This is a genomic window from Bradyrhizobium cedriense, from assembly GCF_054602315.1.
The window spans coordinates 27,448-41,870 of sequence record NZ_JBTSWB010000002.1 but is presented as its reverse complement, the minus strand read 5'-3'; the positions used below and the strand labels follow the sequence as shown (position 1 = coordinate 41,870).

Annotated in this window: 16 protein-coding genes; 9 read left to right on the top strand and 7 right to left on the bottom strand. The window is 66.3% G+C overall.

Translation table 11 applies throughout. The annotated features are described in order from the left end of the window. Positions 1 to 27: 27 nt before the first annotated feature. Positions 28 to 483: an N-acetyltransferase family protein gene (locus ACYCVF_RS06510; protein ID WP_459599848.1), complete on the top strand. Its 456-nt coding sequence runs from the start codon at positions 28 to 30 to the stop codon at positions 481 to 483. 170 nt (positions 484 to 653) lie between these two features. On the opposite strand, the gene ACYCVF_RS06505 is transcribed toward ACYCVF_RS06510, so the two are convergent. The 3 genes from ACYCVF_RS06505 to ACYCVF_RS06495 form a co-directional block, all read right to left on the bottom strand. Then, positions 654 to 977, bottom strand: coding sequence for an antibiotic biosynthesis monooxygenase family protein (locus ACYCVF_RS06505; RefSeq protein WP_459599850.1), 324 nt, complete (start codon positions 975 to 977; stop codon positions 654 to 656). A 133-nt stretch (positions 978 to 1,110) separates the two neighbouring features. Then, entirely contained in the window at positions 1,111 to 2,328 is a 1,218-nt protein-coding gene (locus ACYCVF_RS06500) for a DUF1501 domain-containing protein (protein WP_459600849.1), read from the bottom strand. A 2-nt stretch (positions 2,329 to 2,330) separates the two neighbouring features. Continuing rightward, positions 2,331 to 3,884, bottom strand: coding sequence for a DUF1800 domain-containing protein (locus tag ACYCVF_RS06495; protein WP_459599852.1), 1,554 nt, complete (start codon positions 3,882 to 3,884; stop codon positions 2,331 to 2,333). A gap of 114 nt (positions 3,885 to 3,998) precedes the next feature. Here ACYCVF_RS06495 and ACYCVF_RS06490 point away from each other — a divergent pair, with 114 nt between their 5' ends. After that, on the top strand, positions 3,999 to 4,205 hold the full coding sequence (locus tag ACYCVF_RS06490) for a cysteine-rich CWC family protein (protein ID WP_459599854.1): 207 nt from the start codon (positions 3,999 to 4,001) through the stop codon (positions 4,203 to 4,205). 173 nt (positions 4,206 to 4,378) lie between these two features. Here the strand turns inward: ACYCVF_RS06490 and ACYCVF_RS06485 are convergent, their stop codons facing one another. The 3 genes from ACYCVF_RS06485 to ACYCVF_RS06475 form a co-directional block, all read right to left on the bottom strand. Continuing rightward, positions 4,379 to 5,077 carry a glutathione S-transferase family protein gene (locus tag ACYCVF_RS06485; protein WP_459599856.1) on the bottom strand — a complete coding sequence of 233 codons (699 nt, stop codon included), beginning with the start codon at positions 5,075 to 5,077 and terminating at the stop codon, positions 4,379 to 4,381. A 113-nt stretch (positions 5,078 to 5,190) separates the two neighbouring features. Further along, entirely contained in the window at positions 5,191 to 5,421 is a 231-nt protein-coding gene (locus tag ACYCVF_RS06480; protein WP_459599858.1) for a hypothetical protein, read from the bottom strand. After that, positions 5,418 to 6,197, bottom strand: coding sequence for a TSUP family transporter (locus ACYCVF_RS06475; protein ID WP_459599860.1), 780 nt, complete (start codon positions 6,195 to 6,197; stop codon positions 5,418 to 5,420). The genes ACYCVF_RS06480 and ACYCVF_RS06475 overlap by 4 nt, the downstream gene beginning before the upstream one ends. A gap of 120 nt (positions 6,198 to 6,317) precedes the next feature. Here ACYCVF_RS06475 and ACYCVF_RS06470 point away from each other — a divergent pair, with 120 nt between their 5' ends. The 4 genes from ACYCVF_RS06470 to uvrB all read left to right on the top strand — a co-directional run bounded on the left by ACYCVF_RS06470 (position 6,318) and on the right by uvrB (position 10,955). After that, complete coding sequence (locus ACYCVF_RS06470) at positions 6,318 to 7,232, top strand: LysR substrate-binding domain-containing protein (RefSeq protein WP_459599862.1); 915 nt, start codon at positions 6,318 to 6,320, stop codon at positions 7,230 to 7,232. A 116-nt stretch (positions 7,233 to 7,348) separates the two neighbouring features. Next, positions 7,349 to 7,573, top strand: coding sequence for a hypothetical protein (locus ACYCVF_RS06465; RefSeq protein WP_091886682.1), 225 nt, complete (start codon positions 7,349 to 7,351; stop codon positions 7,571 to 7,573). Positions 7,574 to 7,625: 52 nt separating this feature from the next. Beyond that, positions 7,626 to 7,853 (top strand): hypothetical protein, encoded by a 228-nt coding sequence (locus tag ACYCVF_RS06460; RefSeq protein WP_459599864.1) that lies wholly within the window; start codon positions 7,626 to 7,628, stop codon positions 7,851 to 7,853. Between the two features lie 93 nt (positions 7,854 to 7,946). After that, the gene (gene uvrB, locus ACYCVF_RS06455; protein ID WP_459599866.1) at positions 7,947 to 10,955 is read left to right on the top strand and encodes an excinuclease ABC subunit UvrB; all 3,009 of its coding nucleotides are present in this window, start codon (positions 7,947 to 7,949) and stop codon (positions 10,953 to 10,955) included. A gap of 79 nt (positions 10,956 to 11,034) precedes the next feature. Here uvrB and ACYCVF_RS06450 read toward each other — a convergent pair whose 3' ends face one another. After that, positions 11,035 to 11,421 (bottom strand): hypothetical protein, encoded by a 387-nt coding sequence (locus tag ACYCVF_RS06450; RefSeq protein WP_459599868.1) that lies wholly within the window; start codon positions 11,419 to 11,421, stop codon positions 11,035 to 11,037. 404 nt (positions 11,422 to 11,825) lie between these two features. Between ACYCVF_RS06450 and ACYCVF_RS06445 the strand changes: the two genes are divergently transcribed. The 3 genes from ACYCVF_RS06445 to ACYCVF_RS06435 all read left to right on the top strand — a co-directional run bounded on the left by ACYCVF_RS06445 (position 11,826) and on the right by ACYCVF_RS06435 (position 14,238). Beyond that, entirely contained in the window at positions 11,826 to 12,278 is a 453-nt protein-coding gene (locus ACYCVF_RS06445) for a nuclear transport factor 2 family protein (protein WP_459599870.1), read from the top strand. Between the two features lie 260 nt (positions 12,279 to 12,538). Further along, positions 12,539 to 12,979 (top strand): nuclear transport factor 2 family protein, encoded by a 441-nt coding sequence (locus tag ACYCVF_RS06440; protein WP_459599872.1) that lies wholly within the window; start codon positions 12,539 to 12,541, stop codon positions 12,977 to 12,979. A 347-nt stretch (positions 12,980 to 13,326) separates the two neighbouring features. Then, a complete protein-coding gene (locus tag ACYCVF_RS06435; protein ID WP_459599874.1) occupies positions 13,327 to 14,238 on the top strand; it encodes a hypothetical protein in 912 nt (303 codons plus the stop codon). The last annotated feature ends 185 nt before the right edge of the window (positions 14,239 to 14,423 follow it).

The window sequence follows — 14,423 nt, the reverse complement described above, 5'->3', positions numbered from 1 at the left end:
AGTGCGTCATCGTCTTCGGAAGCTCACATGTCCCTCACCATTCGCGCCGTCATCAGGCAGGATTACGATCAATGGCTGCCGCTGTGGGACGGCTACAACGCCTTCTACGGCCGCTCCGGTCCGACCGCGCTCGCGCCCGAGATCACGCGCATGACGTGGCAGCGCTTCTTCGACGCCTATGAGCCGATGCACGCGCTGGTCGCCGAGGACGACGGCCGCTTGCTCGGCCTGACGCACTATCTTTTTCATCGCAGCACCACCGCGATCGAACCATCCTGCTATTTGCAGGACCTGTTCACGCTCGAGGCGGCGCGCGGCAAGGGCGTCGCCTCGGCGCTGATCCATGGCGTCTACGAGCGGGCGAGACTCGCGGGATCGCCGCGCGTCTACTGGCAGACGCATGAAACCAATCTCACGGCGCAGCGCCTGTACGACAAGGTCGCCGAGCGGTCCGGCTTCATCGTCTATCGCAAGATCTTCTGAGCCCTGCGCCGGGCCCCCTGTGGATAACGCCGGCTGTCACCCGCACGTAACATAGCAAGGCTACGCTCCACCTGCGTCTGGTCAGGCCCCCGTCACCGATCAAGCGCTCCAAAGCGGTCCCCGTCAGTCGCCGCGTCTGACAGGGACCGCATTTTTTTGTGTTGGCCGCGTTACTTCGCCCCGCGCCCCACCGTCTGCATCACCTCGAAGCCCTCGAACTGGGGATGGCCGAGATAAAGCGGCTTGTTGTCGCCCGCCCTGTGATGCGCCGCGCGAAACGCCTCCGACTTGGTCCAGGCCTCGAACGCCGCGTGGTTCGCCCACACGGTGTGGGAGGCATAGAGCGTATGGTCCTCGGCTTCCGGCCCGCGCAGCAGATGGAATTCGACGAAGCCCGGCACCTTGTCGAGATGAGTGTCGCGCGTGAGCCAGACCTGCTCGAAAGCGGCCTCGGACCCCTTGGCGACGCGGAAGCGGTTCATGGCGATGTACATGGGTGTGGTTCTCCTGATGCTCCGCCGATTATCTCGTCATTCCGGGATGCGCCGCAAGGCGCAGGCCCGGAATCCATTTCGCCACGAAACGATGGATTCCGGGTTCGCGCTCCGCGCGCCCCGGAATGACGGCCTAAACGACCAGCCCCTTCATCGGCCTTGCACCTGCGCTATCCGGAAACACCGTCTCCGCCAGCACGCGATCGGACAGGCCGAACTGGTCCTGCAGCACACCCTTGATCACGGAGCGCAGATCCGTCGTCGGCTTGAGGTCGCGCCCCTCATGGAGGTTGGCGAGCTTGAGGCCCGGCCAGTCGGTGATAACGCGGCCGCCTTTCACCGCGCCGCCGGCGAGCAGCGCGACCGTTCCCGTGCCGTGATCGGTCCCCTCGGTACCGTTGATGCGCGCGGTGCGGCCGAATTCGGTGACGGCGACGACGACGGTGTCGCGCCAGCGCGCGCCGAGCCCGCTCTCGAATTCGGATAGCGCGCCATCGAGGCCTCCGAGCAGGAAGGCGAGACGCCCCACCGGGCCGCCTTCATTGGCGTGCGTATCCCAGCCGTCGAAGGCGAGCGCGGCGATGCGCGGGCCGTCATCGGCGGCCATCAGTTTTGCCGCGCCGCGCGCGACCTGCCGCATCTGAGCGACGACGTTGCCGCCTTTCGGCTTCATGCCGTCGCCGGCTGCGACCTTGTCGAACTGGAGCCCCTGCGACAACGCCGTGGCCAGCGCAGGATCGCGGTGGCGGTAAAGCTCCACGAGGCGCATCGCGGTGTCGTCATCCGCCTGCGGCAGCGCCACCGGCGCCCAGCCGACGGTGGGCGCATTGCCACGCAACACCAGCGGCGTGGTCGGTCCGACCGCGAGGCCGCTCGACACGCGCTCGCCCCGCGGCAGCGCTTCCAGCGCGCGGTTGAGCCAGCCGGACTGCACGCGGCCCGGGCCGGCATAGCCGCTTTCGAGCACGTCCTGGCCGTCGAAATGCGAGCGGTCGCGATAGGGCGTCGCCACCGCATGGATCACTGCGGCATGGCTGTCGCGATACATGCGCGCAAATTCCGGCATCGCCGGATGCAGCGCGAAGAAGGAATCGAGCATGATCGCAGGATGCGCACCATCCGCGGTAAGCGCGATCGAGCCGTGCAGGCCGGCATAGCCGGGATCGCCGGTCGGGGCGACGGTCGAGAGGCCGTCCAGCGCGCCGCGCAGGATCACCACGATAAAGCGCGGATCGCGCCCGTCGGCTGCGCGCGCGAATTTCGGCAGATAGGCCCAGGCGGCAAAGGAGGCGCCGCCGAGCAGGAGGCCGCGGCGCGAGGCGAGGAGACGGTTCTCGACGCAGTCGATCATCATCATCTCCGCTGCATTTCCGGCGACATCAACAGCAGCGCCAGCGCCTGCTGCCGCGATTCCGCGCGCTCGATGGTCCGCCGCGTCTCGGTTGAAGCTGCATCGGCGGCTGCGAATTCCAGCAGGTCGAGCGGATCGATGTTGTTGCCGAGCCGCGCGCCGATTTGCGCCGCGATATCGAGCCTGAGCTTGATGCCTTCAGGCGCGGCCCAGGCGGCATTGGTGTCGGGAAAGCCGTTGGGGCCGGGCGGCGACCATAGCGGCTGCCCAAGCAGGTTGAGTCCATTGAGATAACGGCTCGGATCCTCCGGCACACGCGCGAGCAGCCGGCCGCTTGCGACCAGGAATTCGTAGGGCGAGCGCATCTTGGTCAGTGGTGCCTTCCAAGCCTCGTCGGAATCGACCAGCGCGGTCGCGAGCGCCTTGAGGTCGCCGTCGGTCTTGACGAAGACCTCGCGCAGGCGCGCGACGAGCGCCGGCGGCGGATCGTCGGCGACGAAGTGGCGGACGAATTTGGTGGCGATGAAGCTCGCGGTCGACGGATGGCGTGCGAGGTCGGCGAGTGCTGCTTCGCCCTGTGCCAGCCCGGTCGGTCCATAGGTTTTGCCGAGAAGCACTTGCGGCCCCGGCTGATGCGCATTGACGTTGAAGACGAAGGCGCCGGGGATGCCGAGCTGCCCTTGTCTTCCGGCGAAGGTCCAGCCGGTGATGATGCGCGCGAGCGAGGTGACGTCGTCCTGCGTATAGCCGCCGCCGACACCCAGCGTATGCAGCTCCATGATCTCGCGCGCGAGATTCTCGTTCAGCCCGCGCTTGCGGCTTTGCCCCGCGCGCGAATCCGGTCCGAGCGATTGCTGGTTGTCGAGAAAGAACAGCATCGCCGGATGCTGCTCGACGGCCCGGAGCATGTCGGCGAAGCGGCCGAGCACATGCGGCCTGATCGCCTCGCGCTCGAACGCGCCCGCCCATATCCGCGCCAGTTCGCCCTTGCTGGCGGAGATGCAGAAATGGTTGGACCAGAACGCGACGAGGCGCTCGGTGAAGCCGCACTCGGCCAGCGTCGCGCGCTGCAAGCGCGCCAGCGCCTCCGTGCGAAAGGTCTTCTGGATGACGTTGAGCGGCTGCGGCGCGGGCTTTGCGGCGGGCGGCGCGGCGTTCGGCTCCATCGTGTCGGGCCTGGCGGGCGTCCCGGCGGGCTTTACGTCCGCCATCTGGCCGGCGATGTCCGCCGCGGCGTTCAGCGACAGACTGCGGCGCGGCACCGGCTTTTGATCAGCCGGCGGCTTTGTGGGCGCCAATTCAGCGGGCGCAGCGGCCTTCGCAGCCTCGCGGGCCTGCTTGACCTGGTCCTGATAGGCAAACACCGCCTGCCCAAGCTGAGGCGTCGATTGCAGGCCCGGCGCTTCCAGCAGCACGCCGTTTGCGCGCGCGAGCTCCGCCTTCACGAAGCCGCGCGGATCGGATGCTGCGTTGATGAGATCGCCCGATGCGCCGCCGCGGGCGCCGAAGCCGAAGCGGTTGAGCGCGACGAGGGCGGCGTGCGAATCGCGGGCCATCGATCTGTCCTTCGCGCGTCGTGAAGCGCTTTCCGATTTCATGCGCGGCGAGTAATATACCGCAGCGACAGATGAACCCGACATGAAAATGACGGCGAAGCTTCGACGTAAATCATGACAATTCCGAAAGAATCCCTGACGCAGGAACCACGCCGCCTCGTCTGCGCCCGTTGCGGCACCGAGTTCGGCTGCGACCTCTCGGGCACGTGCTGGTGCGCGGAGGAGACGGCAAAGCTGCCGATGCCGGTCAAGGGCGAGGATTGCCTGTGCCGGGAGTGTTTGCGCAACGCGGCGGCGGAAGCGGCGAACGCTGCTCATTGAGCGCGGGATGATCGCCACATTCTCGCTGTCGTCCCTGCGAACGCAGGGAGCCATAACCACAGGGAGACGTTTGGCGAAGACTGATCGCTTGGTACTACGACCATGCCTAACCGATAAATCACGCGGTATGGCTCCCTGCGTTCGCAGGGACGACGGTGAGGAAAAACCTCGGCCTACACCGTGTGCCCCGGCGACTTCCGAGCCATGCCGTCGAACGCATCCAGCAGTTTTTCGCGCCACGCGTAGACCGGGTCATCGCTCTCCAGCAGCTTGAACGGGCTCACCACGCGCGCCCACTGAAAACCGCCGAACACGATGTAGTCGGCGTAGTTCGGCGCATCGCCGCCGATATAGGGCTGCTTCTTCAGGGTCTGGCGCATCACCTCGAGCGACTTGCGGAACGCGATCACGCCGGTGTCGCGACTCGCCATGACCTCTTCCAGGCTCTTGCCGCCGAAGCGCGCCTCGCGCGAGGTGCGGAAATAGGCGGCGTCGACCTCGGCGAGGTTGTTCGGGATATCGGCGACGATGAGCGGAAAGATGCCGCCGACGATGGCGATGTCGCCGAAGGCGTTGATCATGCGTGCCATGGCGCGGCCGCCCTCGCCGCCGAACAGCGACGGTCGATCCGGAAAATTGTCTTCGAGATAATTCGCGATGGTCCAGGAATCGACCACCGCCTTGTCGTCGTGCAACAGCACCGGAACCTTCTCCGATCCGTGCGGCGCGATCGCGCTCTTCTCGGTGAAGCGCCAGGGCAGCGACTCCGCCGACAGTCCCTTGTGCGCCAGCGCCATCCGCGTGCGCCAGCAATAGGGGCTGAACGGACGTGAAGCGTCGGTGCCGACGAGTTCGAAGAGTTTGAGTGACATGGCTGGTTTCCGTCATTGCGAGCGCAGCGAAAGCAATCCAGGCGGCCGCCGCGGAGACATTCTGGATCGCTTCGCCGGCGCTCGCAATGATGTTGTGGACGTAGATGTGCGTATCACCGTCCGTTCATGCGCAACAATCTCTCGCCGCCTTCGGTCACCGCGATCACCAGGCCGATTCCGGGCACCGTCTCGCGCGCGACGTAGCCGCGGTCCGCAGCGTCTTCCCAGATGGTGAGGCGCGGGCACGAGGTCTTCCAGGTCGCGACCACTTCGGCATAGGTGCGCGGCTCGCGCGCGACCCATTCGACGAAGTCCAGCACCAGCGGATCGGCGTTACGGCTCATTGCAGACCTCCCTTGTCGAGGGCGGCCAGCACCGGCGTGCGAAGCATGAGCCAGCCGCCATAGGCGATGTAGTAGCAGGCGATGGCGGTAATCAGCTTGTTCGACCATGCCACGAACTGCTGATCGGTCATGGCTTCGAGGATGCGCCGTGCCAGCGTGGTGCCGAGCATGGAGGCGAGAATCGCAACGGCGGCGAGCACGGGGTCGAGGCTCGCGGCCTGGTCGATGATGCCGCCGAAATAGACCAGCTTGGTGAAATGGCTGACGAGCTGGCACATCGCCTTGGTCGCGACCTTCTCTCGCCGGCCGAAATTTCCGCCGAGGAAGAAGGTGTCGAGCAGCGGGCCGGAGACGCCGGTCATCAGCATCAGGCCCATGCAGATCATGCCATAGACGGTGCCCTGCCAGAGACGGTCGGGATCGGGCTTGATGTTCGCCGGCAACAGCCGCGCCATGAACGGCGTGACGCCCAGCATCAGCAACGCGACCGGCTTGTCCGGCACGTAACGGGTGAGCGACCAGGCCGCGAGCGCGACCGCAGCGCCGACCATATAATTCGCGACCGGCCGCCAGCGGATATGCGCGCGCCACAGGAACGCGCGCCAGCCGTTCGAGGCCATCTGCGTGATCGCGTGCAGCACCATCGCGGTCGGCAGCGGCATCAAGGCCAGGAGCACGCCGATCAGAATCAGCCCGCCCGCCATGCCGAACAGCCCGGACAGAAACGCGGTGGCGACCATCAGCAATCCGAGGGCAGCGATCATGATGGGCGTCACACGCAGGATCTCCAACTGCTCGGGTCAGGAACGCACGCTGCCAGGAACGTGCCTTGCTTGCCCCCTCGCCGCAAACTGAGTTATCTTGCCCTGGCATCAGCTTTCCTGAGGGTCGGTCATTTGCGGCGGTTGCTGTTTCTCAACGGCATCAAGGCGTTCGAGGCCGCGGCTCGGACCGGCAGCTTTGCTGCGGCCGGGCTGGAGCTGAGCGTGTCCGCGGCCGCCGTCAGCCGCATGGTGCATCTGCTGGAGGAGCGGCTCGGCGTCGCGTTGTTCGAGCGCAAGGCCAACCGCCTGGTGCTGACGCAGGCCGGCCGCGCCTATCAGGGCGGGCTGACACCGATCTTCGATGCGCTGGCGAGCCTCACCGCGCAGGTGACGGCGCCCTCGAGCGTGCGCGTGCTCACCATCGGCGTCGGGCACACCTTTGCGATGCGCTGGCTGATCCCGCGCCTGTCGGAGTTTCGCAGCGAGGAGCCCGACATCGAGGTGCGCTTCACCACCGGCGGCGCGTCGGTGCCGTTCGGCGAGGACTGGAGCTGCGGCATCAAGCTCGGCACCGGCGACTGGCCTGGCCTCGTTGCCGAGCCGCTGTTCGCCGGCGACCTCACCCCCGTTTGCGTGCCTCGCCTCGCGGGTGGCCTGAAACGCCCTGCCGACCTGAAGGGTCCGAGCCTGATCCGCGTCGCGCACTCCGCCGAGGACTGGCCGATCTGGCTGAGGGCCGCGGGCGTTGCGCGGATCAACGCGCGCGGGCCCGAGTTCCAGTTCTACGGCCAGGCCTTGCAGGCCGCCGCCGACGGGCTCGGCATCGCCATGGGCATCCGCCCCTATATCGACGACGATCTCGCTGCCGGACGCCTGGTCGCGCCGTTCGACCTGTCGGTGCCCAAGGGCATGCGCTGGTATCTGCTCTATCGCAGCTTCCAGACGGAGCAGCGCGACTTTGCCGCGTTCCGCCGCTGGATCATGCGCGCGGCCTCGGAACCCGCCGCCCGCCCCCGTCGGATCGGCCGACCCGGTGCGCGGAACTGAAGCCTTTTCGATACGCTTGGGCGAAAAAAGCCGCACCGCTTGTGAACGGCTTCACATTCTGAAATCCGCAAACGTGGTCCCCTGACTCTCCGATAAGAAACGTGGGACCTACACTCATGACGACCCTTTACGACGGCTTTGACATCGAATCCTTCGAAGCTGGCAAGGGGCTGTGGCACGCGCGGATCCGGCGTGCCGATTTCAGCCCGGTGGCCATCGACGGCGTGCTGTTTCCTGCGATGGAGGTCGGCTTCGCCTGGCCCGATCGCGATGCCGCGATTGCCGACGCCAAGCACCACATCGATCGCTTCCGGCGGCGGGCCGACAGCGACGACGAATGAGGCGATCCGCGGACCGACCAAAGACAAGGCGGCGCAAAGGGGGAAACCGGTCATGTCAACCATCGAAATCGACGGATTGCCGCCGCGGATCTATGCCCGCGCCGTGCTGTCCAGCTGCCCGGAATGCGACGGCGATCTCGCGGTGCTCCGCGTGATCCGCGGCCGCGCAGGATGCGAGTACTGGACCATGCGCTGCACCGGCTGCGGCGGCATCCATCTCGATATCCTCGAGCCGAATGTCACGGCCGAGGACGACGGCGGGCCGCTGCCGGCGGCGTGAGGTCCCGGCCTGCTGCCAACCTGCTGTCAGCAGCCTGCATGGCGGCGGGCATTCGCCCTTTATCGCGGGGCGGACTCGTCCCATATTCGCCCCATGGCGAAGAAACCCGCATCCTCCGAAAAATCCGGCAAATCCCCGAAGACCAAGACCCCGAATTCGAAGGCGCATCGTCCCGACGTGCAGCCGATCGGGCCGGCGCTGGCCGAGCTGCTCAATCCCGCGATCAACCGCGGCGACGCGGGCTTGGGATCAGGCACCGGGCTGCAGCCGCCGCCGGACAATTCGCGCGACCGCCGCGCCGGGGGCGAGGCCGCCGCACATCGCGCGCGGGCCTCGACGCCGAAGGAATTTCCGCAGGACAATACGCGGCCGATGCCGCTGCGGCCCAACCCGCAGCCGCCGGGCGCACGCGTGCCCCCTCCCAACCCTCCCGCGCAAGCGCGGGAGGGAGAGGGTGGGGGCGGTTTCGGCGAGGCGCCGCAGGCCAATTACGGAACCGCGGCCACCATCCCGACGCTCGATCCGGAACTGGCGCGTCAGCTCGGTCTTCCCACTGAAGAGGACGATGCCGAGGCGCTGGCGCGGCCGCCGCGCAGCAAGATGGAGGCGCTTGGCGTCAAGGCCACTGCGGAGGCCCTGGACGCGCTGATCCGCGAGGGCCGGCCGGAGTTCCGCAAGGGCGACGGCTCGACGAAGGTGTGGACCCCGCACCGGCCGCCGCGCCCGGAGAAGTCCGAAGGCGGCGTGCGTTTCGAGATCAAGTCGTCCTACGAGCCCAAGGGTGACCAACCAACCGCAATCGCCGAGCTGGTCGAGGGCATCAATCGCAACGACCGCAGCCAGGTGCTGCTCGGCGTCACCGGCTCGGGCAAGACCTACACCATGGCCAAGGTGATCGAGGCGACGCAGCGCCCGGCCCTGATCCTGGCGCCGAACAAGACGCTCGCTGCCCAGCTTTATGGCGAGTTCAGGAATTTCTTCCCCGACAACGCGGTCGAGTACTTCGTCTCGTACTACGACTATTACCAGCCGGAGGCCTACGTCCCCCGCACCGACACCTATATCGAGAAGGACTCCTCCATCAACGAGCAGATCGACCGCATGCGCCACTCAGCGACGCGCGCGCTGCTCGAACGCGACGACGTGATCATCGTCGCGTCGGTGTCCTGCATCTACGGTATCGGTTCGGTCGAGACCTACACCGCGATGACCTTCGCGCTGAAGAAGGGCGAGCGCATCGACCAGCGCCAGCTCATCGCCGACCTCGTCGCGCTGCAATACAAGCGCACCCAGGCCGATTTCACCCGCGGCACCTTCCGCGTCCGCGGCGACGTCATCGACATCTTCCCGGCGCACTATGAGGACCGCGCCTGGCGCGTGAACCTGTTCGGCGACACCATCGAGACCATCGAGGAATTCGACCCCCTCACCGGCCACAAGCAGGACGAGCTCGAATTCATCAAGATGTACGCCAATTCGCACTATGTGACGCCGCGCCCGACGCTGGTGCAGGCGATCAAGTCGATCAAGTTCGAGCTGAAGCAGCGGCTCGACCAGCTGCACGACCAGGGGCGCCTGCTGGAGGCGCAGCGGCTGGAGCAGCGCACCACCTTCGATCTCGAGATGATGGAAGCGACCGGAAGCTGCGCCGGCATCGAGAACTATTCGCGCTACCTCACCGGACGCCGGCCCGGCGAGCCGCCGCCGACGCTGTTCGAATACGTGCCCGACAACGCGCTGATCTTCGCCGACGAGAGCCACGTCACCATCCCGCAGATCGGCGCCATGTTCCGCGGCGACTTCCGCCGCAAGGCGACGCTGGCCGAATACGGCTTCCGCCTGCCCTCCTGCATGGACAACCGCCCCTTGCGCTTCGAGGAGTGGGACATGATGCGGCCGCAGACCGTCGCGGTGTCGGCGACGCCCGGCAGCTGGGAGCTGAACGAGAGCGGCGGCGTGTTCGTCGAGCAGGTCATTCGCCCGACGGGGCTGATCGATCCGCCCGTCGACATTCGCCCGGCGCGTACGCAAGTGGACGATCTCGTCGGCGAGGTCCGCGCCACCGCGCAGGCCGGCTATCGCTCGCTGATCACGGTGCTCACCAAGCGCATGGCGGAGGACCTCACCGAATATCTGCACGAGCAGGGCATCCGCGTCCGCTACATGCACAGCGACATCGACACCATCGAGCGCATCGAGATCATCAGGGATCTGCGGCTCGGCGCGTTCGACGCGCTGGTCGGCATCAACCTCCTGCGCGAAGGCCTCGACATTCCCGAATGCGCGCTGGTCGCGATTCTCGACGCCGACAAGGAAGGCTTCTTGCGCAGCGAAACGTCCTTGATCCAGACCATCGGCCGCGCCGCGCGCAACATCGACGGCAAGGTGATCCTCTATGCCGACCAGATGACCGGCTCGATGGAGCGGGCCATCGCCGAGACCAACCGCCGCCGCGAGAAGCAGGTCGAGTACAACACCGCCAACGGCATTACGCCGGAGAGCGTGAAGAAGCAGATCGGCGACATCCTCAACTCGGTCTACGAGCGCGACCACGTGCTGGTCGAGGCCGGCGGCCACGACATGACCGACGACGTCATCGCGATCGGCCACAATTTCGAGGCCGTGCTCGCCGATCTGGAAACGCGGATGCGCGAAGCCGCAGCGGACCTGAACTTCGAGGAAGCCGCCCGCCTGCGCGACGAGGTCAAGCGCCTGCGCGCCACCGAGCTCGCCGTCGTCGACGATCCCACCGCCAAGCAGCGCACGGTGCAGGGTAAGGCAGGCGCCTATGCCGGCGCGAAGAAATACGGCGACGCCGCCAATTTGCCGGTCAGCGCCATGAAGAAGAAAACGGTCAGCTCGGCGCTGAAGGCCAGCGGCGGCGGCAGCGGCTCGAAGGTGCACAAGCCGCATCTCGACGAGATGCACGGGCCGGAATCCCTGCCCTACCGCGAAGGCCGCGCGCTCCCGTCAAAGCCATTCGGCAGCACTAGCCGGATCATCCAGCCGACGGACTCGCGGCAGTCGGGCCCGGAGTTCGGACCGGCGCCGAAGTCGACGGGTGGGATGCCGGGACGGCGCGGAGGGTGGAAGAAGAGGTAGGGCATCTGCGGCAGTGGTGGTTATGCATTCCGGGCTCGCCGCTTTGCGGCGCCCCGGAATGACGAGGAGATTTGCGGCCTCACCCCACACTCGCCGCCACCACGGCCATCACCGACATCAGCAGCACGATGGTGACGAGTTGGAGCGAGGCGACCGGCTGGGTGCGCCAGGCCGTGATCTTGTCGGACAGCGACAGATGGGCCTCGAAGAATTTCGGCTCGTAGACGGTCCTGAACAGGTGCGGGAAGCTCGGGCCCAGGGTCACCGCCAGCAGCGCGTGGACGAACGAAGCAGCGGCGACGAAGATGGCGACGCCGGGGTCGCCGACGAGGTCGTGGTCGCCGCAGAGTTTGAGCAGGAAGGCGGCGGCGGCGAAGGTCGGGAAGCTCTGGAGGGTCGCGGTCAGCGCGAGGCCTTCGAACGCGTTGTGCAGGCGGGACTTTCTGGCGGTAGCGATGACGGCCATGGCACGTCTCCCTGATGACATGGGGATGACGTTGGGCGCGGTCTCGGAGGGATGATGTGAGATGCGTCACGCGGCCCCTTTACCTCGCGCGTGCTGGGCGAGGGAGCGCACCGCCCGCGTAACTGCAGCGCCCTACGACGTCCCCGCCCGCTCCCCTGGCTCTGCTTTCGCCGCTGCGTGCGCCGTTGCGCATCCGTCCATACGCGTTGCGCCCAGCGCGGCCCAAGGCGGCGGAAATTCGGGCAAGGAAGGACGCGGTTCGAACCCTACTCGCTTGCCATGAACCTGGCATTGCGCTCCCGCGTCATACCGTCTGGAACATCCCGGTGATCTTGCGGATTGCCGTCGCACGAAACCGCGCGTTAACGTTGCGCAACGCCACACGGCCAGCAAGGACGGGCGGAATGACGGTCGAGAAGCTGAATCGCCAGCGGGTTTTGCATCTGCTCGATGCCTTCGCACGCGGCGACATCGAGGCGGCGCTGGCGTGCTGCACCGACGACGTCGACTTCCTCACTCATGCGCCGATCGACGTGCTGCCGCACATGGTGCCGCGCCACGGCAAGGCCGAGCTGCGCGGGCTCTGGCAGACGATCTGGTCGCGTTATTCGGAAGTCCGCTACAAGGCGCCGGTCATCGTCGCCGAGGGCGACGAGGTCGCGACCTACATGCACACCTATTTCAGGAAGCGCAGCAACGACCGCGTCGTGCAGTTCGACATGGCCGTGTTCTACAGCTTCCGGGGCGGGCTGGTGGCCCAGATCCGCGAGATCATCGATTCCTACGATCTGGTTCAGCAGGTGCTGGAGCGCGAGATCGGGCCGTCGATCACAGGGGCCGGCACAGACGGGGGGTAGGCTCCGGAACCGCGGTCACCCCACCCACCATCTCCGATGTAGGTCCTGGCAAAGGGAACTCTCGCCGATCGGACCGGGAAACTACGGGGTAATATTGTAAATCTCACAGAATCCGCGCAATTGTGCATTGCGAAAACGTGAATTGCGTTTTGGCCGAAATCCTCTATTTGTTCGTATACAAATGAGTTGATCGCCCCGGAGCACATTGCCGTGCGCGGGGTCGTTTTTCGTTTTTGCAAGCCAGCTTCAGGACGCCCCAAATGACAGAGCACAGCCTCTGGCGTTTCTCGCGCGCGTTGCACCGCGCGATCAACGACCGGCATTTCGAGGACATCGAAGCCCTGATCGACGAGGACGTCGAATGGGCGCTCTACGGCCCGATCGACATGTTTCCGTTCCTCGGCGCGCGCCAGGGCAAGGAAGCCGTGCTCGACGTCATCCGCCAGCTCGCCGACAATTTCCACGTTCGCCGCTTCGACCGTGAGAGCATCATGCTCGGGATCGATTCCGCCGCCTCGATGGTGCGCTATTCGCTGACGACGCTGGATTCCAGCAAGCCGATCAGCCTGCGGGTCGCGCAGTTCGCCCAGTTCAGGGCCGGCAAGCTCGTCAGCATGCGCGTGCTGATCGATACGTTCGATCTGGTCGAGCAGGCACTCGGCCGCGCCATTCATCTGCCGAAGATGACCAGCGTCGGCTAACGCAAGATCCGGAAAAGTGCGAAGCGGTTTTCCGAAAAGGTCATGCGCAAACAACAACCTAAAGCGCGATGATGATCATCGCGCTTTAGGGGGGACGCCAACGGGCCCCGTTTTCGGGACCGATGACGAGGCGACCGCGACGTCCCGGCCTCCAGCCCCGCCGGATGCCGTCGCATCGGGAGCACGTCACCGGGCGCGCGCCTTCCGCGCGGCCCGTTGGTTCGCGTCCCCTGGCGAACCGCCACAATTCCGCAACGATGGATCAGCATCGTGGGGGCGGAATGGCGCATGGCTGAAGGCCGATGTATATTGTCGGACAGCATGCGTTGGGGCTTGCGGGCAGGACGATGGAATTCTCGACAGGGTTTGGCTGGACCAGGCTGCCGTTGCTGGTGGCCGCATTCATTTTAGGCTCGGTGCTGACGGTCTCGGCGCAAATCATTCCGCCGACCGCAGCAGTGCCCGACGAGGAGGCCGAGACCGAGCCTGCGGAGGCCGCGGACGTCGACGACGCGGACGTGCTCAAAGGCATCGACGTCGACAAGCTCGACTGGAGTCAGCTTGCGGTGGATGCCGGGACCGGCATCGACCCCATGGCCGCCAAGAAGCGCGCCCAGGCTGCGGCCAAGGACGGCCTGGACTGGTCGTCCAATTCCAATGCAAATGGCTCCTCGGCGGTGACGGTGAAGCAGTCCGTGACCTCGTTCTGGGACACGCGGATCGGCGCCGACATGACTGTCACGAGCGAGCCGCGGACGATGTCCGAGCTTCTGGCACAGAAGGCGACCAATGGCGGCAGCCTGCCGCAATCCTCCGGCAGTGCCTGGGCCGCCGCGACAGCGCCGGGCGCGGGCTCGCTCTGGGACAAGACCGCGGTGGAAGCCCGGGTCGATCCCGGCGCCGAGCACAGCAAGATCGGAGCGTCGCTGACCAAGTCGGTGCCGCTGTCGGGCGACACCTCGTTGACGCTCCAGAACGGCTACAGCGTCAATCAGCAGGGCACCACCGCGGTTCCCGGCATCGGCGGACACGTCACGCGCAATTACGAGACCGACCAGACCGCCAGGGTCACCCTCACCGACAGCGGCACCAGCATCACCGCCGGCCAGACGCTGTCGACCACCGACGACAAATGGCTGCGCAGGTTCGGCGCCGAGCAGAAGCTGTTCGACAACGTCACCGTCTCCGGCTCGGTCGGCGAGACCCCGCAGGGCGCGATCAACAAGAGCCTGACGGCGGGGTTCAAGAAGAGCTGGTAGCTTGCTGACCTCGCCCCGCGTGCGCGGCGAGGGGTCGCGCGCCGGCGGGCCGCAAGACACACCTCACCGAGCCGCCGTTCATACTCTCCTAACCATGCGTCACGGCAATACCCCCGAATGGTCCGCCCTTGCCGCATCTCGGCCAATTTGCGGTCAAAATCGGACGCCCTGATGAGGGACCTCAC